Source organism: Fructobacillus cardui (genome assembly GCF_963580785.1).
GTDB classification, from domain to species: domain Bacteria; phylum Bacillota; class Bacilli; order Lactobacillales; family Lactobacillaceae; genus Fructobacillus; species Fructobacillus cardui.
Window position 1 is genome coordinate 16277 of the sequence record NZ_CAUZLS010000002.1, and the last position, 18531, is coordinate 34807.

Annotated in this window: 19 protein-coding genes; 15 read left to right on the plus strand and 4 right to left on the minus strand. The window is 43.9% G+C overall.

From position 1 onward, the window contains the following. Positions 1 to 26: 26 nt before the first annotated feature. The 8 genes from pstB (AABI20_RS02205) to trxB all read left to right on the plus strand — a co-directional run bounded on the left by pstB (AABI20_RS02205) (position 27) and on the right by trxB (position 6788). A complete protein-coding gene (pstB, locus tag AABI20_RS02205) occupies positions 27 to 791 on the plus strand; it encodes a phosphate ABC transporter ATP-binding protein PstB (protein WP_421823427.1) in 765 nt (254 codons plus the stop codon). Further along, the gene (gene pstB / locus AABI20_RS02210) at positions 788 to 1555 is read left to right on the plus strand and encodes a phosphate ABC transporter ATP-binding protein PstB (protein ID WP_288846454.1); all 768 of its coding nucleotides are present in this window, start codon (positions 788 to 790) and stop codon (positions 1553 to 1555) included. Before pstB (AABI20_RS02205) ends, pstB (AABI20_RS02210) begins: the two co-directional genes overlap by 4 nt. A gap of 118 nt (positions 1556 to 1673) precedes the next feature. Further along, the gene (phoU, locus tag AABI20_RS02215; RefSeq protein WP_047974873.1) at positions 1674 to 2348 is read left to right on the plus strand and encodes a phosphate signaling complex protein PhoU; all 675 of its coding nucleotides are present in this window, start codon (positions 1674 to 1676) and stop codon (positions 2346 to 2348) included. A 113-nt stretch (positions 2349 to 2461) separates the two neighbouring features. Continuing rightward, positions 2462 to 2815 (plus strand): phage holin family protein, encoded by a 354-nt coding sequence (locus tag AABI20_RS02220; RefSeq protein WP_047974874.1) that lies wholly within the window; start codon positions 2462 to 2464, stop codon positions 2813 to 2815. A 3-nt stretch (positions 2816 to 2818) separates the two neighbouring features. Next, a complete protein-coding gene (gene hprK / locus AABI20_RS02225) occupies positions 2819 to 3784 on the plus strand; it encodes an HPr(Ser) kinase/phosphatase (protein ID WP_047974875.1) in 966 nt (321 codons plus the stop codon). Then, positions 3777 to 4787 (plus strand): NAD(P)H-dependent glycerol-3-phosphate dehydrogenase, encoded by a 1011-nt coding sequence (locus AABI20_RS02230; protein WP_288846450.1) that lies wholly within the window; start codon positions 3777 to 3779, stop codon positions 4785 to 4787. The genes hprK and AABI20_RS02230 overlap by 8 nt, the downstream gene beginning before the upstream one ends. A gap of 69 nt (positions 4788 to 4856) precedes the next feature. Further along, complete coding sequence (galU, locus tag AABI20_RS02235) at positions 4857 to 5732, plus strand: UTP--glucose-1-phosphate uridylyltransferase GalU (RefSeq protein WP_047974877.1); 876 nt, start codon at positions 4857 to 4859, stop codon at positions 5730 to 5732. Between the two features lie 114 nt (positions 5733 to 5846). Continuing rightward, on the plus strand, positions 5847 to 6788 hold the full coding sequence (gene trxB / locus AABI20_RS02240; RefSeq protein ID WP_047974878.1) for a thioredoxin-disulfide reductase: 942 nt from the start codon (positions 5847 to 5849) through the stop codon (positions 6786 to 6788). Between the two features lie 270 nt (positions 6789 to 7058). On the opposite strand, the gene AABI20_RS02245 is transcribed toward trxB, so the two are convergent. Genes AABI20_RS02245 through AABI20_RS02255 form a run of 3 tightly spaced genes read right to left on the minus strand, consistent with a single transcriptional unit; the run spans position 7059 to position 9216 of the window. Then, a complete protein-coding gene (locus tag AABI20_RS02245; protein WP_047974879.1) occupies positions 7059 to 7448 on the minus strand; it encodes a VOC family protein in 390 nt (129 codons plus the stop codon). Between the two features lie 35 nt (positions 7449 to 7483). Continuing rightward, complete coding sequence (locus tag AABI20_RS02250) at positions 7484 to 8194, minus strand: DUF6198 family protein (RefSeq protein WP_338346678.1); 711 nt, start codon at positions 8192 to 8194, stop codon at positions 7484 to 7486. Positions 8195 to 8199: 5 nt separating this feature from the next. Further along, positions 8200 to 9216, minus strand: coding sequence for a zinc-dependent alcohol dehydrogenase family protein (locus AABI20_RS02255; protein WP_047974881.1), 1017 nt, complete (start codon positions 9214 to 9216; stop codon positions 8200 to 8202). Positions 9217 to 9826: 610 nt separating this feature from the next. Between AABI20_RS02255 and AABI20_RS02260 the strand changes: the two genes are divergently transcribed. The 6 genes from AABI20_RS02260 (at position 9827) to AABI20_RS02285 (ending at position 16417) form a co-directional block, all read left to right on the plus strand. Continuing rightward, entirely contained in the window at positions 9827 to 10507 is a 681-nt protein-coding gene (locus tag AABI20_RS02260) for a DedA family protein (protein WP_338346679.1), read from the plus strand. A gap of 2 nt (positions 10508 to 10509) precedes the next feature. Next, complete coding sequence (locus AABI20_RS02265) at positions 10510 to 12213, plus strand: phospho-sugar mutase (RefSeq protein ID WP_288846448.1); 1704 nt, start codon at positions 10510 to 10512, stop codon at positions 12211 to 12213. A 223-nt stretch (positions 12214 to 12436) separates the two neighbouring features. Then, positions 12437 to 12799, plus strand: a complete 363-nt coding sequence (gene rplS, locus AABI20_RS02270; RefSeq protein WP_047974884.1) for a 50S ribosomal protein L19 — start codon at positions 12437 to 12439, stop codon at positions 12797 to 12799. A 79-nt stretch (positions 12800 to 12878) separates the two neighbouring features. Continuing rightward, the gene (gene dinB, locus AABI20_RS02275) at positions 12879 to 13973 is read left to right on the plus strand and encodes a DNA polymerase IV (protein WP_288846446.1); all 1095 of its coding nucleotides are present in this window, start codon (positions 12879 to 12881) and stop codon (positions 13971 to 13973) included. Positions 13974 to 14073: 100 nt separating this feature from the next. Beyond that, positions 14074 to 15042, plus strand: a complete 969-nt coding sequence (locus AABI20_RS02280; protein ID WP_047974886.1) for a DHH family phosphoesterase — start codon at positions 14074 to 14076, stop codon at positions 15040 to 15042. A 16-nt stretch (positions 15043 to 15058) separates the two neighbouring features. Further along, positions 15059 to 16417: a DEAD/DEAH box helicase gene (locus tag AABI20_RS02285; RefSeq protein WP_338345857.1), complete on the plus strand. Its 1359-nt coding sequence runs from the start codon at positions 15059 to 15061 to the stop codon at positions 16415 to 16417. Between the two features lie 85 nt (positions 16418 to 16502). Here AABI20_RS02285 and AABI20_RS02290 read toward each other — a convergent pair whose 3' ends face one another. Further along, positions 16503 to 17552: a YslB family protein gene (locus AABI20_RS02290; protein ID WP_053068939.1), complete on the minus strand. Its 1050-nt coding sequence runs from the start codon at positions 17550 to 17552 to the stop codon at positions 16503 to 16505. Positions 17553 to 17649: 97 nt separating this feature from the next. Between AABI20_RS02290 and murI the strand changes: the two genes are divergently transcribed. Next, positions 17650 to 18483, plus strand: a complete 834-nt coding sequence (murI, locus tag AABI20_RS02295) for a glutamate racemase (RefSeq protein WP_047974888.1) — start codon at positions 17650 to 17652, stop codon at positions 18481 to 18483. Positions 18484 to 18531: the final 48 nt, after the last annotated feature.

An 18531-nucleotide genomic window follows, 5' to 3' on the forward strand; every position in this document is an offset into this window, starting at 1 on the left:
AGGCACCGGAACGCTATATCATTCCAATGGAGGATGATAAGCATGAAATTGCCCTTTCAACTGAAAACTTGCAAGTGAGTTATGGCGATAACCTTTCCCTAAGTGAAGGGGATTTGCGTTTTGAACGCTACAAGATTACCTCTTTGATTGGAGCATCTGGGTCAGGTAAGTCAACGTTTTTGCGGTCATTGAACCGGATGAACGATGGTGTTGCCAATGTTACCGGCCATATTTGGTACCGTGGATTGGACATCAACTCAAAGGATATTGATGTCTATGAAATGCGTCGCCACATTGGAATGGTTTTCCAACGGCCAAACCCATTTGCTAAGTCAATTTATGACAACATTACCTTTCCCTTGACTCGCCGCGGTAAGTATACCAAGGCACAGCTCGATGAGATTGTGGAAACAACGTTAAAGCAAGCTGCTTTGTGGGACCAGGTTAAAGATGAGTTGAACAAATCAGCGCTTTCATTGTCAGGGGGCCAAGCCCAGCGATTGGTGATTGCCCGTGCCTTGGCCTTAAAGCCTGATATCTTGCTGCTTGATGAACCATCATCAGCCTTGGATCCAATTTCTTCTGCTAAGTTTGAAGATACTTTGCTGGAGCTGAAGAAAAACTATACGATTATTATCGTGACGCACAATATGCAGCAAGCAGCCCGGATTTCTGACTACACGGCCTTTATGCACCAAGGTAAGGTAATTGAATACGATTTGACTCGTAAGATCTTTACCCGTCCTAAGGTGGAATTGACCAACGATTATATTTCAGGTAATTTTGGATGACAAAACAAAGCGAAACAATCTTACAAACTCGTAACGTCAAGCTCTGGTATGGAGACAAGGAAGCCTTACATGGCATTGATTTGGATTTTGCCAACAAGGGCATTACTGCCTTGATTGGCCCATCTGGATCGGGTAAGACAACTTACTTGCGAGCCTTAAACCGGATGCATGATTTGGAAGAAAATGTCACTGTGACGGGTTCTTTCAACCTTCTTGGGAAGGATATTTATGCGCCAACAACGGATACCGTTGATTTGCGTAAGCGCGTTGGAATGGTTTTCCAACAGCCAAATCCATTTCCATTCTCCATCTACGACAACGTTGCCTTTGGCCTGCGTTTAGCTGGAGTGAAGGATAAGAAGACTTTGGACCAAGCAGTAGAGGAGTCATTAAAGGCAGCCTCTATCTGGGACGAAGTGAAGGATGAATTGAATAAATCAGCTCTTGGTCTTTCTGGTGGACAACAACAGCGTGTTTCAATTGCCCGTGTTTTAGCTACAAAGCCGGACGTATTGTTGCTCGATGAACCAACATCAGCTTTGGATCCCGTTTCTTCTCACAACATCGAAGAAACTCTGCTGTCACTCCGTGACCAATATGCCATGATTATTGTGACCCATTCCTTATCACAAGCTTCACGAATTTCTGATAAGACGGCTTTCTTCCTTAGTGGAAACTTGGTCGAATTTGGGGACACTCGTAAGATTTTCTTGGAGCCCGAGAAAAAGGAAACTGCCGATTATATTTCTGGTCGCTTTGGATAAAAAGTGACTGGATGATTGGTTAGTGAAGCCCATCGTTCAGGCTGTTCAAAAAATATCTTTGCTTTTAAAATGCCCTACTGTTATTAGAGAAAAACAGGTTACATGAAAGGAATTTGTCATGCGTCGATTATTTGATGAAGAATTAGCTGATTTGGATACTTCTTTTACGGAAATGGGTGAACAGGTTGCCAAGACCATTCAGGAATCTGTTCAGTCCTTTATTAAGCACGATCGCGATGGTGCCCACAAGATTATTGATCATGATTATAAGATTAATGAACGGGAAGCCGCTTTGGAAAAGAAGTCATTTGAAATGATTGCTTTGTACCAACCGGTGACAACTGATTTGCGTGAAATCGTGACGATTTTGAAGGCCGTTTCTGTTTTGGAACGAATGGGTGACCAGGCACGAAACATTGCTACGTCAACCATCCGTGTTAAGGGAACGAAGCACATGAAGGCTGTTGAAAAGCAGTTGGGTGAAATGGGTGAATTGGTTGCCTCAATGGTTTCAGAAGTCATGGGTTACTACGTGAAGAACGATGCCCTGGGTGCTGAAAACATCGCGACCAAGAACCACCAGTTGTCGAATGCAGCCGCTCAGATTCGAACTGATTCCGTCAATGGAATGAAGGAAGATTCTGAATTGGTTGATTCAGCAGCTGACTACTTAGTGATTGCCGGTTACATCAAGCGTATTGGTGACTATACAACCGACATCGCTGAATGGATTGTTTATAAGCGTACGGGTAAGATTATTGAATTGAACCCAGGCTATAACTACTTTATCTAATTTGAGAGAAATCTAATTTGATAGAGCAAAAGGGACCCTTTGGGTTCCTTTTTTTGTGGTAGGAAACTTTGTTATAATAGAAGGTAGGAAATAAATTTACTAAAGGAGGGCTTATGCGTTTTATCATGCAAGCGGCGATTAATATGGCTGTCTTTCTGGCCTGTGCGTTACTGTTTCCAAACGGTTTTGTTTTAGCGAACATGATGACCGCTTTGGTGGCAGCAGTGCTGCTCGCCTTATTGAATCGTTTGATCAAGCCCATCTTGGTCTTTGTTTCACTACCATTAGTCATCATCTCGTTAGGATTCTTTTTATTAATTATTAATACAGCGCTGCTAGAATTAACAGCACATATCATTCATGGTTTTGCCTTTGCCTCTTTTGGCTGGGCAATGCTGGTCGCAATATTGTTGACCGTGGCTAATTTCTTATTCATGGGTCAAACGAAGATTTCGGTGCGGAGGTAAAAAATGGCGCAAGCAACCGTAACAGTTAAAGACTTAGTTGATAACACTCGCTTAACAATTGTAGCTGGTCACGATTATTTAAATCGAGTGATTACTACTGCAGATATTTCTAGGCCAGGCTTGGAGATGACGGGGTACTTTACATATTATGCTCCTGAACGGGTGCAGTTGTTGGGAATCACGGAAACTTCTTTTTCAGACCGAATGAGCCATGACGAGTTATTGATGGTTTATCGGAAAATGGCTTCCAAGCAAACACCGGCCTTTGTGGTTTCAACGAACTTGCCAATTGCTGATGAATTGAAGCAAGCAGCAGAAGAGGCTCAGATTCCCATTTTAAACACTCGTTTGACTTCATCACAAATCTTGTCAAACATGACCTACTACCTTGGGGGTGAGTTAGCACCACGGCAGTCTGTCCATGGCGTTTTGATTGATGTGCACGGATTAGGAGTCTTAATTACCGGTGATGCTGGAATTGGCAAGACCGAATCCGCTCTGGAACTAATTCAACAGGGTAAAGCGCGTTTGGTTGCTGATGACCGTGTTGATATTCACCAAGAAGATGAGCAACGCTTGATTGGGCAACCATCGGAAGTTTTGCGTAACTTGATGGAAGTTCGTGGTGTTGGCATTATTGATGTTCAGCAGGTTTACGGTGCTGTTTCTGTCCGTTCTCATGCTTCAATTATGCTTAATATTCACCTATCAAATGGTAAAATTGGCGAAGAAAATTTTGATCGTTTGGGAAATGAGGATGATACCCTTGATATTCTCGGAGTCAAAATTAAGAAGATGGTTGTACCGGTGACACCAGGACGAAATACTGCCTCCGTTATTGATGCAGCGGCCGTTAAGTTCCGGACACAAAACATGGGCTATGATGCCTTAGAAACACTTGAGAAGCGGATGAGTGCCGCAATGCAAGTTAATGAAAAAGAAGATGAAGAGGCAAAAAAGCATGACTAAAGTCGCTGTTTTAGGGGCTGGTTCCTGGGGAACCGCCCTTGCCAATACAATGGCGAAAAACAACGTAGTTGTTAATATCTGGTCACACCGTGAAGACCAGGTTGATGAAATTAATGAGCACCACCAAAATGACCATTATTTACCTGGCGCAACTTTGTCAGAGAACTTATTAGCGGTTGCTGATATGAAGGTTGCTGTAGCGGATGCCGATGTTGTTTTAATGGTGGTACCAACGAAGGCAATTCGTTCCGTTGGAACCCAACTAGCAGAGGTTTTGCAAAATTTGGATCAACAAGTGATTTTGGCTCATGCCACGAAGGGGTTGGAACAGGGAACGCACTTACGGATTTCTCAAATGATTGAAGAGGTCGTGCCCAGCCAAAATTATTCATCCTTAGTCGTTATTTCTGGTCCATCACATGCTGAAGATGTGATTAAGGGTGATTTGACTGCAGTTTCTATTGGCGGCACTGACGAAGCCGCTACGATTGTTTTGCAGGAAGCGTTGGCTAGTGAAAACTTCCGACCATATACCAACCATGATTTATTGGGATCAGAGTTAGGTGGGGCGCTAAAGAATATTATTGCTTTGGGTTCTGGAATGCTCGTTGGTTTAGGCTACGGCGTCAATGCCCAGGCAGCCCTCCTGACACGTGGCTTGGTCGAAATGCGTGCGGTAGGTCAAAAAATGGGGGCTCGGCCCGAGACCTTCTTAGGACTAGCCGGCATTGGTGATTTAATTGTGACTGGTATGTCGTCAAACTCACGTAATTACCGTGCTGGTTTTGCCATGGGGCAGGGTCAGTCGTTAAATCAGGTCCAAGAAGAGATGGGCATGGTAATTGAAGGGGTGAATACCGTGAAGGCAGTTTATGAATACCAGCAGGCTCATCAGCTTGACTTACCCATTACAACTGCTTTGTATCAGGTCTTGTATGAAGGGGCTCAGATTGAAGAGCAAATTAAATTACTAATGACTCGCCCATTAAAAGCTGAAGATTGACCATATATTTGTTATAATAACAATAGAATACTTCGACGCCTTTGGCGTCATTAATGAAAGTAGGAAAGTATGAAACCTGTACGTAAAGCCATTATCCCGGCCGCTGGTTTGGGAACTCGTTTCTTGCCAGCCACAAAGGCCTTGGCTAAGGAAATGCTACCAATTGTTGACACACCAACGATTGAATATATCGTTCGTGAAGCCATTGCTTCTGGAATCGAAGACATTGTTGTTGTCGATGGAAAGTCAAAGCGTTCAATCGAAGACCACTTTGATTCAAACCCAGAATTGGAAAACAACTTGCGCGAAAAGAACAAGTTGGAATTGTTGAAGCTTGTCGAAGAGACGACTGATATCAACATGTACTTCATTCGCCAGTCACATCCAAAGGGCTTGGGTGATGCCATCTTAACAGCCAAGGATTTCATTGGTGACGAACCATTCGTTGTGCTCTTGGGTGACGACTTAATGCAAGATGAAGTGCCATTGACAAAGCAATTGATTGAACGTTATCACGAAACTGGTGAATCAACTTTGGCAGTTTTGGAAGTTCCTCATGATCAAGTATCTGAATACGGTGTGATTGATCCTGCCGCTAAGGTGAAAGAAGATGGTTTGTATCGGGTTAAGTCATTCGTTGAAAAGCCTCAGCCTGAAGACGCCCCTTCTGATTTGGCAATCATTGGTCGTTACTTATTAACACCTGAGATTTTCGAAGAATTGGAACAAACAAAGCCTGGTAAAGGTGGCGAAATTCAATTGACGGATGCCATTGATTCATTAAATAATCGTCAACACGTTTATGCCCATGAATTCAAGGGTGACCGTTATGATATTGGTTCTAAGATTGGTTTCTTGGAAACCAATATTGAATTTGGTTTGAAGCATCCACAAACAAAGGATCAGCTCCGCGCTTATATTAAAGAGCTTGCAGCTAAATTGTAAAATTCAGCAAAAACAAAAGAGGTGGTATACCTCTTTTTTGTTGGTTAAAATTAGACAAAAGAACAAATTCAAGGTACAATAGACGTCATAATAAAAAAGGAGGTTCCGTTTATCATGACAGAAGTCAAGCAATATGATGTTATCATCATTGGTGCTGGCCCAGCCGGAATGACGGCCGCTACTTATGCCTCACGGGCGGACTTAAAGACTGTAATGCTTGACCAGGGGATTTATGGTGGGCAGATGAATAATACTGCCGAAGTTGAAAATTATCCTGGTTATAATAGCATTATGGGTCCTGATTTGGCCGAAAAAATGTATGCTTCGTCAACGCAGTTTGGCGCTGAATACTCATTTGGCATGATTACTGGTGTGGAAGTTTTAGATAAAAATGAAAAATTGGTCCACACTGATATGGGTGATTTTCAAGCACCGGCTTTGATTATTGCGACTGGATCTGAACATATCCACTTGGGTGTTGACGGTGAGGAAGAATACCAAGGCAAGGGTGTCTCATACTGTGCTGTCTGCGATGGTGCCTTCTTTAAGGGTGAAAGCGTTGCGGTTGTCGGTGGTGGCGATTCCGCTGTCGAGGAAGGGCTGTACTTAGCTGATGTGGTTAAGGACGTTACGGTTTATGTTCGCGATAACAAGCTAAAGGCCCAGCCAATCTTGCAGCAGCGCGCAAAGAAGCAGGAAAACATGCACTTTGTCTGGAATACTGAAGTCACCGCTATTGAAGGGGATGGCGAGGCTGTTTCACAGTTGAAGCTGCATAACAACCAAACTGGTGAGGATCAGGTTGTTGATCAAAGTGGAATCTTCATCTATGTTGGTCTCAAGCCAAATACTCAGGTATTTGAAAATTTGGGAATTACTGATGACCGTGGCTGGATTAAGACGGATGACAAGATGGCAACCGCTGTTCCAGGTATCTTTGCTGCTGGAGACGTTCGTGCTAAGAACTTGCGTCAAATCACGACTGCTGTTGGCGATGGTGGTTTGGCTGGTCAAGAAGCCTATCAGTACGTTGCTGAATTAAAGTCAGAAGCATAAATAATAAATAAAATGATGACAAGAAGTCTGTTACCGAATGGTTTCAGGCTTTTTTCTGTGTCCCGGTGTTCTAATGAGCAATGACTAGTGAGGCTGTTTACGCGTATATGACCGATAGAAATGACTGGACGAATTAAAATAAAGCGATCTGAAAGAGCCTTAAAAGCTTGATAAAAGTAATGGATATTTTTCAACTGCCGATTAATCATAAATAGAAGATACAAAAAAGCCTCAACTACCGAATAGTAGTTGAGGCTCCCGATTTATGAATTAACCCTTGACGATTTCACAGAATTCCAAGGTTACACCATCTGGGGTGCGAACATTGAAGAACTTAATACCGTTATCCCAGAAGGGAAGGTGTTGTACTTCTGAATCAATCAAATCCAATCCTTGTTCCTTTGCTGCTACAAAGGCTGCATCAGCATCAGAAGTGTTCATTGAGATGTGGTTGATTGAACCGGGTTTGCCAGTTCCTTCATCAGACAACCACGTTTCAATAACGAGGTGACCGTACTTAAAGAATTTAACTGGGCCGCCTTCCTTAAAGTCACCGGTCTTTTCAAAACCGATGCTTGTCCAGAACTTTTCAGCGCGGTCCAAGTCGGCTGTTGGAATTCCAACGTGTTGAATGTCATCAAAATAATCAGTAAAGGCCATAATATAACCCGTCCTTTCAATTGAGGGAGACTATCTTAGTCGATAGCGATTCCCTGGTGCTTTAACTTGCTAAAGATACGTGTGTCTGCCCATCCAGTGATACTTCCCTGGAAGAGGAAGGCGAAGATGGTTCCAATACCATAGTTGGTAAAATCAGGAACCATAATCAAGGCGATAACACCAATAATGGTAGGTGGGATATAAGAAACCCACATGGCGATGCCGGCATTACCCTTGAAGTACTTGAATCGAAGAACCTGCATCAAATCATCAGCAGGGTGCAAAACGATGTTGGTCCGCTGATAAATTGAAATGGCAATCGCAATTAAGGAAACACCAAAGAAGTTCAAGAAAATGTAGAAGGCAACCATTGGCCAACTGTGAGCTTCCGGTAAGAGCTTTGAGAAAGCATTTGCAAAGACTGAAATCAAGGCCGAGAAAGGAACCATGAAAGCTAAGTTTCCAAGGAAACGCTTGATATCGATGCGGTGCTCCAAAACCATGTTCAAAACAGCGATTAACATACCAACCACGAAGAACACGATGGATAGTGTTGTACTATTACCATGTAATGAGTGGTTTAATCCATTTTGAGCAGCTGTCCAATAGGCAGAACCTAAAATTGACGGATGAATTTTTTGACTGGTAACAATTGTTAGCACGTTACCCATTGAGTTAATTACCAAAGAAAAAGCAAAGTAACTCAGGGCAGCGGTCCAAGAAATTGTCCGCTTTGCATTATTCATAAAATTTAGGCCTCTTCACCACCGATTTTAACAACGGCCTTAGAAACAACGCCTAAGCGACCGTTAACAAAATCGTCAACTTGGTTGTAATCCAATTCGTGTGACAACAATGGTTTAACGTTCAACTTACCAGATGAAAGCAATGCCAATGAGTCTTCGAATGCGTTAGGGTTAATGAATGAACCTTGGATAGTCAACTGCTTTTGGAAGACTTCATAAGTGTTCATTTCAAACTTAGCATCAGGTCCACCAACACCGAACATCAAAACTTGACCACCACGGGCAGCTGATTCGATGGCTGATTCTTGTGTTTGTGGCATACCAACAGCTTCGATTACAACGTCATATTCTCCAGCAGGGATCTTGTCGCCGTTCATAGTGTTGTATGTGTTCTTAACGTTGAACAAATCCTTGTTCATTTTCAACTTTTCGTCAACGATTCCGGCCAAGTCAACTTGGTGGATACCGTATGCCTGCAAGATTTGAACAAACAATTCACCCATGAATCCGTCTCCGATAACCAAAGCCTTTTGGTATGGTGATGGCTTCAACAACTTCATACCGTGGATGGCACATGAAATTGGTTCAACAATGGCTGCTGACTTCAAGTCAACGTTGTCAGGGATAGGGTAAACAACTGATGCAGGAGCTGCGAAGTATTCTTCGAAACCACCATCACGAGTTACTCCAATAGCAGACAAGTTTTCGCACAATTCAGGACGGCCAGTGTGGCAGAACTTACATTGTCCACAGTAGATGTTAGGGTCAACTGAAACGCGGTCGCCAACCTTAACGTTGGTAACAGCAGAACCGATTTCCTTAACAACACCTGAGTTTTCGTGTCCCAAAACGATTGGTGGAACAGCATCGGCTGATCCTGGTTCACCAGCATACAAAGCGTGGTCAGTTCCACAGATACCGGCAAAGGCAGTGTGAATCAAAACTTCGTCTGGCTTCAAGACAGGCTTTTCGATGTCCTTCAATTCCAACTTCTTCTTATCAGTTAACACTAAGGCTTCCATGTTCTGTTATCCTCCAATGAATAATTCCTTGTAACAACTTACACATACATAATAATATTTGCACAAACTTTTGTCAAGTGAAAAAGAAAACTTTTTCAAAACATTGATAACAGTACCTTTCAAAGACAATTATTTACTATAAGAAGTGAGCAAAGAAAACATTTCCCAGTCGGCCGCCTGGTTTTGCATTCTGCCATTTCCCGCCACCATTGTAGTACATCTTGATAAAAAATTTTATGCTGATTTGGCATAAGATTGGTTAAAAATTTTATGCTGATTTGGCATAAGATTTTTAAAAAAATTGTGTATGATAGAAAAAGTAAGCAATTGAGCGAATGAACGTTTAAAAAATTAGTATGATTTTACCTTGATATTCCTAGCATTTTACGCTTTGAAAGCAGACTTAGCAGGGGAAATAGCGTATGATAGACATAGGCTGTTTTTTATTTAGCCTTAATTTTATCAAGATAATATCAGTATTAACTTTTACTGATTATTATGTGCTGATTCATGAGTATCTTGCTAGCCTTCAGGGCAAATTCATGTACCCAAAGCGTGGACTAGTAGTGATATTCAGACAGACTTTTTTCTAAAGGAGTACCCTGACTGTATGGTTCTAGCTTTTGCTGCTGTGTCGGATTGGTTGACGCATATTAGTTCTGCGAATGCCAATTTTTCTGTAATTGAATTGTCAATTTTGTTCTTTTTGATTTTGATTGAAACGGGTGGAATTGTCACAGGGTTTATTCCGGCTGATGCGTTAGTAATGACGGCTGCGGGTTTTGCCGGCCGCCATCACTCTTTGGTTGAATTTGCTTTGTTGGTGGTGATTTTTGCGGTCGCCTCGATGATGGGTGATTCAATTAATTACTGGTTTGGTGCTTGGGTGATTAAGCAGATTGATAAAATCCCCTGGGTCGCCCGCCACGTAAACGGTGACTTTGCCGAAAAAATTTCAGCGAATTTAAATCCGAAGCGTTGGTTGCTCTTTATTATTTTGGGGCGCGTTGTTCCCTTTGTCAGGACAATCGTTCCGCTATCTGCTCACCGTTTGAAGTTACGGTTTGCGACTTACTTTCGGATGTCTGTTTTGGCATCCTGCCTCTGGGCAATAACTATGGTGACAATTGGTTATTATTTTGGCCACTTGCAGTTGCCAAGAGAAGTGACAATCACCGTCATTGTGTTAGCTGCTATTTTTGTATTGGCAGTGATTCGGTCGCTCAGATTTCGGCAAATTATTATTAAATTAATTACAAAACCTAGTCGAGAAAAGGAAGAGGAGCTTTAAGAATGACTTATCAAGATACTTTAGCCCGTTGGCAGCAAGCAGACTTACCTGCTGATTTGGCAGCTGAATTGAAGCAATTGAGTCCAGCTGAACAAGAGGATGCCTTCTATCAAAACTTACCATTTGGAACCGCTGGTATGCGTGGTCAAATGGGCGTTGGAACTAACCGCATTAATGTTGTGATGGTTGCCTTAGTTACGGAAGCACTGGCTGCTTACATTGATCAAAGCGGGGACGCTGCTAAAAAGGCAGGGGTAGTCATTGCCTTTGACTCTCGTCACCACTCAAAAGAATTTGCTCGGGTAGCAAGTCGCGTGCTATCAGCACATGGGATTAAGGTTTACCGCTTCTCATCATTACGTCCAACACCTGAATTGTCATTTTCCGTTCGGCATTTGAAGGCCTTTGCTGGCATCATGATCACGGCCTCACACAATCCTAAGCAGGATAATGGTTATAAGGTTTATGGAGCTGATGGGGGTCAAATGATTCCTGAAGCCGTTCAGGCCGTTATCGATGGAATGGCAGCGGTGGAAAATGAGTTTGCCATTGTACAAGACGAAACAGAAGCCAACGTTCAAGTAGTCGATGATGACTTGGATAATGCTTATTTGGCAGAGGTCAAAACAATTTCTGTTGACCGAGATTTGATTCAAAAAGAGGGAGCAGACTTGAAGTTTGTCTACACCCCTTTGCATGGAACTGGTCAGTATATTGGTGAAAAAGCGTTGCAGCAAGCAGGCTTTACCAACTACACAATCGTGAAGGAACAGGCGGAACTCGATGGCGACTTCCCAACGGTGAAGAAGCCCAACCCAGAAGACCCAGCCGCTTTATCATTGGCTATTGAATACGCCAAGAAGGAAGAAGCTGATTTGGTCGTGGCAACGGACCCTGATGCCGACCGGATGGGTGCTGCTGTTCGCTTGGCCGATGGCTCATATCAAGTCTTATCTGGTAATCAAATTGCTGGTTTGATGGTCAATTACTTGTTGGCCGCTAAGAAGAAAAATCAGACATTGCCTGAAAATGGTGCCATTGTAACGTCGATTGTTTCATCGCGCTTTGCTAGCGAGATTGCTAAGAGCTATGGCGTTGCTACCTTAGACGTGTTGACCGGTTTTAAGTATATTGCCGCCATGATTGACCGCTTTGAAGAGAAGAAGGATTATACGTACCTCTTCGGCTTTGAAGAATCATTTGGTTACTTAGTAAAACCATTTGCTCATGATAAGGATGCTATCCAGGCTTTGGTTTTGTTTGCCGAAATGGCTGCCTACTACAAGGAAAAGGGACAGAGCTTTGCGGATGGCTTGAAGAAATTGTACGAGCAACACGGTTACTTTGAGGAAAAGACCGTTGCCTTTGATTTCCCTGGTGTCAATGGTCATGAAGAAATGGCTGCTTTGATGACTAAGTTCCGCAACCAAAAGTTGGAAACGGTTGGTGATCAATTAGTTCTGGCAACCCAAGATTTTGCGAGTCAGAGACAAGTTGATCGAGCTGGAGCAGAGAAGAAGTTGCCACAGCCAAAGGCTAATGTGTTGAAGTACTGGTTAGCTGATGGTTCATGGATTGCGCTCCGCCCATCTGGTACGGAACCAAAGTTGAAGCTCTACATGGGTGTTGTAGCTGATTCGCAGGCCGAAGCGGATGCAAAGTTGCAAAACTTTGAAACTATGATGAAAGAAAAGATTAAGGCTTAATTTTAACGGGTATTTTTGGCCGTTGGAAGAAATGAGGCTAGCTTTTATTTATCGGATATAAGTAAGGTTGGAAAAGCCCCCTACTAGGGTGATTTTGGGATTACCCTTTACAGGACCACCCATCTTTTGTTATACTAATCTTTGGCTATAAGCCGTAATTAACGGTAATCCGCTGTGCGTTAGTCTAAGGACGAGTGTAAGATTAGCGATTAGGAGAATGACAATGCGTCAAAATAACATTTTAGAAAAGTTAACTTCAACCCAATTGCGGACAGATATTCCTGAATTCCGCGCTGGTGATTCAGTTCGTGTCCACGCACGAATTGTTGAAGGAACTCGCGAACGTGTTCAGCTCTTTGAAGGAGTTGTTATCAAGCGTAAGGGTGCTGGTATCCAGGCTACTTATACTGTTCGTAAGATTTCTTCTGGTGTTGGTGTGGAACGTACGTTCCCATTGCACTCACCACGGGTTGACAAGATTGAAGTAACTCGTTTGGGCCGCGTGCGTCGCGCAAAGTTGTACTACTTGCGTGCATTGCAAGGAAAGGCCGCTCGTATCAAGGAACGTCGTCTCGACGTTAAGTGATTACGGCAAAAAGCTTCCACATAGTGGGGGCTTTTTCTTTTTAAAAAAATCAGTTTTGAAAAGAAGGGGGAAGCCTGGCATGGCTGAATTTTTGCAAGCGGTTGATGACCGAAAAATTTTACATGTCGATTTGGATGCTTTTTATGCCCAAGTCGAAATGCGCGATAACCCTACCTTAAAGAAGGTACCTTTAATCATTGGTCGTGATCCTGATTTACACCATGGTCATGGGGTCGTGGCAACCGCCAACTACATTGCCAGAAAGGCCGGCGTTCATTCGGCCATGGGATCGATTGAAGCAAAGCGGCTTTGTCCCAACGCTGTTTTTGTTGCTCCTGATTTTGATAAATACCGATCAGTGTCAGCTCAGATTCATGGAGTCTTTGCCGAATTCACCGAGAAGGTTGAGCCAGTTGCCCTTGATGAGGCTTACTTGGACGTCAGTCAAAGCCCGATGGCGGGGGCAACATTGGCAGCCGAGTTACGGCATAGAATCTGGCAGGAAACGAAACTAACTTGTTCGGTGGGGGTTTCCTATAATAAGGTGTTAGCAAAGCTTGGGTCCGAACACCACAAGCCAAACGGAGTAACGGTCATTGGTGCCGATGTGGCACTGGACTTCGTGGCGGCTTTACCCATTAAGGATTTTCGTGGTGTTGGTAAGAAATCACAAGAAAAGTTTGAAAAATTAGGGATTCAAACGGGTGCTGATCTTCGGGCCTTAAGCCAAGACGAACTGCGGATCCACTTTGGCTCCTTTGGTGACCAACTGTATTGGCAAGCGCGGGCAACGCACTTTGGCCAGGTGAAAGACCATCGCATTCGGCAGTCAGTCGGAAAAGAGGGAACCTTTGAATTTCCCCTTCACGACCGGTCGGCTGTTCTGGCGACCTTCAAGGATTTAGCGACAAAGGTCGTGGCGAATATGGAGTCTAAACATCTGGTTGGTCGAACATTGAATATTAAGGTCCGTGATGATGACTTTAATACGCTGACCAGGTCGATTACACAGGCAAACCCGTTTCAGCTTGATTCTGATTTTTTGGCGAGAAAGGCGCAATCAATCTTTGATGACCTGTATCCAGATGACTTCGCCATTCGCCTGCTGGGGCTAACCTTTTCTAATGTCAGTCTACAAGCCTTTCAATCGTTATCGCTCTTTGATTATGATTGATTGGTCAAATCAGTGGTTTAATCTGATTTCAAATGCCCTGACAACGAATTTCGAATTTACGGTATAATAAAGAATAGTAATAAGAGTTGAAAGGGCGCATATGGCCAAAATTCACGAAGATATTTTAGAACAAATCAAACGTTACGATACCATTATTATTCACCGTCACCAACGACCTGATCCGGATGCTTACGGATCACAATTGGGCTTGCAGGCAATTTTGCAGGCATCTTTTCCTGAAAAGAAGATTTATGCCGTTGGGAAGGAAATTCCCGGGTTAGCTTGGATTGGGGATGGTCAGCCCTTGGCTGATGAGATTCCTGATTCGGCCTACAAGAAGGCCTTGGTCATTGTTTGCGATACAGCTAATGACCCCCGCATTGATGACCAACGCTGGCGGAATGGCTTGGAAATCGTTAAAATTGACCACCATCCCAACGTAGAACCTTACGGTGATTGGCAGTGGGTGGAGGATGAAGCCTCAGCGACTTCCGTCCTGATTTATCAATTTTATCAAGCCTTGGCTGACAAGGGCCTGAAGATGACGGAAAAGGCCGCACGGTACCTTTATATTGGAATTATCGGTGATACCGGTCGCTTTATGTATTCATTGGATAAAGAAACCTTTGATGTGGCCGGTGAGTTGATTACCTATGGCTTTGATTATCAAAAGATTTATAACGCGATGACGACTTTGTCGGAAAATGCAGTGAAGTTCTCGGGTTATGTGATGCAACATATTAACCTGTTGCCATCTGGTTTCGGCTACGTGATTCTTAAGCGAGATGTGATTAATAGCTTTGATCTGGGCAATGCAGGGACTTCTTTTGTCGTTTCTATTCCGTCACGGATTGACAAGGTCAAGGCCTGGGCAATCTTTGAAGAACAAGAAAATGGTGATTACCGGGTCCGCTTGCGGTCACGGTCGGTTGTCATTAACACGATTGCCCAAGACTTTGATGGTGGGGGTCACCCCATGGCTTCAGGTGCCTGGGCATACAACGAAGCGGATATCCAAAAGGTGATTGACCGGGTGGATAGCGCTTTAAAGGCAGACCAAGCCGATTAAATTTAAAGGATTTTACATGAAAAACACAAACCAACAATTTGGTGAATATAATTTAAAGCCGGAAGTGCTTTCAGCTTTAAAGGCGATTGGTTTTGACCAGCCAACGCCCATCCAGGCGCGCTTGATTCCAACAATCTTGCGTGGTGGGGATGTTGTCGGTCAGTCACAGACAGGGTCTGGAAAGACGCATACTTTCTTAGTACCAATTTTTAACGCTTTGCAACCAGAATTGAACCAAACCCAGGTGGTGATTACAACACCATCACGGGAATTGGCTGCTCAGATTGCTAAGGCTGCCCGCGAATTTGCAGAAAAGATGGAATTGGTGAAGGTTTCGATTGTCGAATATGTCGGTGGAACTGATAAGGCCCGCCAGATTCGTCAGTTAGAGAAGCACCAAGCACAAATCGTTGTTGGAACGCCAGGACGATTAAAGGATTTAGTTCAAAGTGGTGCCTTGGTGGTTAACCAAGTGCGGACTTTGGTTGTTGATGAAGCGGATATGACGCTTGACATGGGCTTCTTGAACGAAGTTGATTTCTTGGCTGGTGCGATGCCAAAGGACCTGCAAACGTTGGTCTTTTCAGCAACGATGCCAGAAAAGTTGAAGCCGTTCTTAAAGAAGTATTTGGACAATCCTGATTTCCAAACGATTCCAACGGAAGCGACGATTGCCGATACGATTGATAACTGGTTGGTGCCAACGAAGTCCAAGGATAAGGAAGAGGTTATCGATAAGTTGTTGACGATTTTCAATCCTTATTTGGCGCTGATTTTTGCCAATACGAAGGAGCGAGCTAAGGAATTGGCTGCACATTTACGTGGTCAAGGGCTCAAGGTTGCCGAAATTCATGGTGATATTCCGCCACGTGAGCGTCGACGAACGATGAAGGGTGTCTTGCACCTGGATTACCAATACGTGGTTGCTACTGATTTAGCTGCTCGTGGTATCGATATTGAAGGTGTTTCGCACGTTATTAATGATGGTGTGCCAGACGAATTAGAATTCTTCGTTCACCGTGTCGGTCGAACAGGGCGGAATGGTATGGCTGGAACTGCCGTAACTCTTTACGGACCTGATGAAGAAGACCGGATTGCTGAACTGGAAAAAATCGGTATCGAATTTGCTCATAAGCAGATTCGTGGGGATGAAATCGTGGCGGTCAAGGATCGTAAGGCCCGGACACAGCGCCACGCAACAACTAATAAGTTGGATCCTGAAATGGTCGGGATGGTCAAGAAAAAGAAGAAGAACATCAAGCCTGGCTATAAGCGTCAAATTAAGAATAAGATTAAGCGTAAGCGTCAAATGGATCGTCGAATTGAACTTCGTCAAGATCGTCGTAACACGCGTCGCCAAAATAAGGAAGGTTAAGGCTGTCTGACTTTTGGTACTAAAAAAGAACAGCAACCCGCAAAATTGTGGGGCTGCTGTTCTTTTCTTTGTCTCGATTAGTGCTTTATTTGTTCAAGCTTGAATCGTCTTTTTGACTAAACTTTTGGCGTCGTTCTTGGCCAAAGGCTAACAACGAATTTGTAATCGATTGCTCGATTGAAAGAGTATCGGCTACCTGGCTGTCTGTTGGTTCTGCGGCCACTGTCGCGCTTTCGCTTTCAGGTGCAGGAACGATTGCTTCTTGCTGTTCTTGGTCTGTTGAAACAGGGGCAGTTGATTCTGCTTGGTTCTTCTTTGGTCGGAAGAAGGAAAAGGCTCTTTTTTTGCTCTGACTTTGGTTAATGACCGGTTCAGAGTCAGTCGTGCTGGTAGATGCCGCTGGTTCAGATTCAGTTGAAGCTGTGGAAGATGTTGGTTCGGTGTTTGAAGAAGCCGCCGATGTTGTTGGTTCCGCCTCAATTGGCGCCGCAGATTCTGCTGGCTTAACTTCGACGGGCGCTTCTGATGTGGCCTGGTCAACTTCACTAATTTGAATTGCTGGTTCATCAACCGGTACGCTTTGGCGATTAACGATGAGTGCTTCAGGGTTATCAATGTCTTCAGTGGTGATTTCTTCGCCCTGGTCTAAGAAGCGATCACGAAGCGCAACCTGTTCAGAAGAGGTTAAAGAGCTTATCTTATGAGACATATCAGTTAAAATCGTTACTGTTACTGTCTGTTGTCGAGCAGAAACTTGGAAGGTTCCTTCCGCCACAACTTCTTCTTGCAACTCCAGCTGTTGCGCTAAGAAGCCAGTTTCTAATGAAAAATCAGCTTGGTGGTTTGTTGCCAACCGGTCTTCCACCATGGCACCAGAAAGAAGCCATTGCTGCTGATCACCGCTTTGGTATTTGATTGTTAAATCACCAAAAGCAGCCTTTTCAAAGAAGTCAGGCAAATCAGCACTCGTTTCCACAGGGAACTGGCGAGCCAACTCTTTTCCGGCCCAGTAGGTAATGTTGGCATAATCATCTGTTAAGATATTGGCCAAAAGAGCATCACGTAAGAGTAGTGGTGCAAAGGCACTAACGGTCTGATTGGTACCGTTATTTGATTGAGAATGAGCATTTGACATAAGTAAAGATTCCTTTCTTCCGTTATTATAGCAAAAGAGAGATTAAACGGGTGCAAAGGCTTGCAATTTGTTTTGAAGGGAAGATAATAAGACTATTATGAAGAAAAATACAAAAACAATTGGCATGATGGACTCTGGTATTGGCGGTTTGACCGTCTTAAAAGCCGCCGTTCATTCATTGCCGGCAGAAGCCATCGCTTATGTTGGCGATACAGCACGAATGCCTTATGGCCCTCGTAAGCCCGAGGAAGTCGCTGATTTTACCAGACAAATTGCCGACTACTTAATTGAAAGCCATGACATTAAGGCGCTGGTGATTGCCTGCAATACGGCAACTGCCTGCGCCTTACCTGGCTTACAAGAAGACTTGGCCATTCCGGTTATCGGTGTGATTGATTCCGGTGTCCAATCGGCCGTTTTGGCAAGTAAGACGAAGAAAATTGGTGTCATAGCAACTGAGGGAACCGTGGATTCAGGTCAGTACCAGGCTGAGATTCAGGCGGCGGCGCCGGGTAGTCAAATTTTTGCACAAGCAGAGCCTGATTTTGTCCAATTCGTTGAGCAAAACCGCTATCAGGACGCTGAGGTGGCTGAAATTGTTAAAGATCATTTGCAGCCTCTTAAAGAGGCAGGTATCGACACGTTGGTGCTTGGTTGCACGCACTTTCCGCTATTGGCAGACGTCATTCAACAGGCCTTACCAGAGGTAACCTTAGTTGATCCGGGAGTTGCCACAGCGCAAAAATTAGCGACTATCCTGAAAGAACAGGACTTGTTGGCTGATAGCGACATGGAGGTTCACCCAGAAAACAAGCAGTACCAACTCTATACAACTGGGCCGGTCTCAACTTTTTCAACCATTGCCGAGCAATGGCTGGGTTCAAAACACGATTGGCATTTTACTCACCTAAATTTACCGGCAACAGATTGATTGCAGTGGATTAGTGACCAGCAGTTAGGTGGTCCAACCTGTTAAAGA

What these genes read in the sequence shown, in the direction of transcription:
- pstB (WP_421823427.1), top strand. Translation starts at nt 27, where the DNA reads ATGGAGGATGATAAGCATGAAATTGCCCTTTCAACTGAAAACTTGCAA.
- pstB (WP_288846454.1), top strand. Translation starts at nt 788, where the DNA reads ATGACAAAACAAAGCGAAACAATCTTACAAACTCGTAACGTCAAGCTC.
- phoU (WP_047974873.1), top strand. Translation starts at nt 1,674, where the DNA reads ATGCGTCGATTATTTGATGAAGAATTAGCTGATTTGGATACTTCTTTT.
- AABI20_RS02220 (WP_047974874.1), top strand. Translation starts at nt 2,462, where the DNA reads ATGCGTTTTATCATGCAAGCGGCGATTAATATGGCTGTCTTTCTGGCC.
- hprK (WP_047974875.1), top strand. Translation starts at nt 2,819, where the DNA reads ATGGCGCAAGCAACCGTAACAGTTAAAGACTTAGTTGATAACACTCGC.
- AABI20_RS02230 (WP_288846450.1), top strand. Translation starts at nt 3,777, where the DNA reads ATGACTAAAGTCGCTGTTTTAGGGGCTGGTTCCTGGGGAACCGCCCTT.
- galU (WP_047974877.1), top strand. Translation starts at nt 4,857, where the DNA reads ATGAAACCTGTACGTAAAGCCATTATCCCGGCCGCTGGTTTGGGAACT.
- trxB (WP_047974878.1), top strand. Translation starts at nt 5,847, where the DNA reads ATGACAGAAGTCAAGCAATATGATGTTATCATCATTGGTGCTGGCCCA.
- AABI20_RS02245 (WP_047974879.1), bottom strand. Translation starts at nt 7,448, where the DNA reads ATGGCCTTTACTGATTATTTTGATGACATTCAACACGTTGGAATTCCA.
- AABI20_RS02250 (WP_338346678.1), bottom strand. Translation starts at nt 8,194, where the DNA reads ATGAATAATGCAAAGCGGACAATTTCTTGGACCGCTGCCCTGAGTTAC.
- AABI20_RS02255 (WP_047974881.1), bottom strand. Translation starts at nt 9,216, where the DNA reads ATGGAAGCCTTAGTGTTAACTGATAAGAAGAAGTTGGAATTGAAGGAC.
- AABI20_RS02260 (WP_338346679.1), top strand. Translation starts at nt 9,827, where the DNA reads ATGGTTCTAGCTTTTGCTGCTGTGTCGGATTGGTTGACGCATATTAGT.
- AABI20_RS02265 (WP_288846448.1), top strand. Translation starts at nt 10,510, where the DNA reads ATGACTTATCAAGATACTTTAGCCCGTTGGCAGCAAGCAGACTTACCT.
- rplS (WP_047974884.1), top strand. Translation starts at nt 12,437, where the DNA reads ATGCGTCAAAATAACATTTTAGAAAAGTTAACTTCAACCCAATTGCGG.
- dinB (WP_288846446.1), top strand. Translation starts at nt 12,879, where the DNA reads ATGGCTGAATTTTTGCAAGCGGTTGATGACCGAAAAATTTTACATGTC.
- AABI20_RS02280 (WP_047974886.1), top strand. Translation starts at nt 14,074, where the DNA reads ATGGCCAAAATTCACGAAGATATTTTAGAACAAATCAAACGTTACGAT.
- AABI20_RS02285 (WP_338345857.1), top strand. Translation starts at nt 15,059, where the DNA reads ATGAAAAACACAAACCAACAATTTGGTGAATATAATTTAAAGCCGGAA.
- AABI20_RS02290 (WP_053068939.1), bottom strand. Translation starts at nt 17,552, where the DNA reads ATGTCAAATGCTCATTCTCAATCAAATAACGGTACCAATCAGACCGTT.
- murI (WP_047974888.1), top strand. Translation starts at nt 17,650, where the DNA reads ATGAAGAAAAATACAAAAACAATTGGCATGATGGACTCTGGTATTGGC.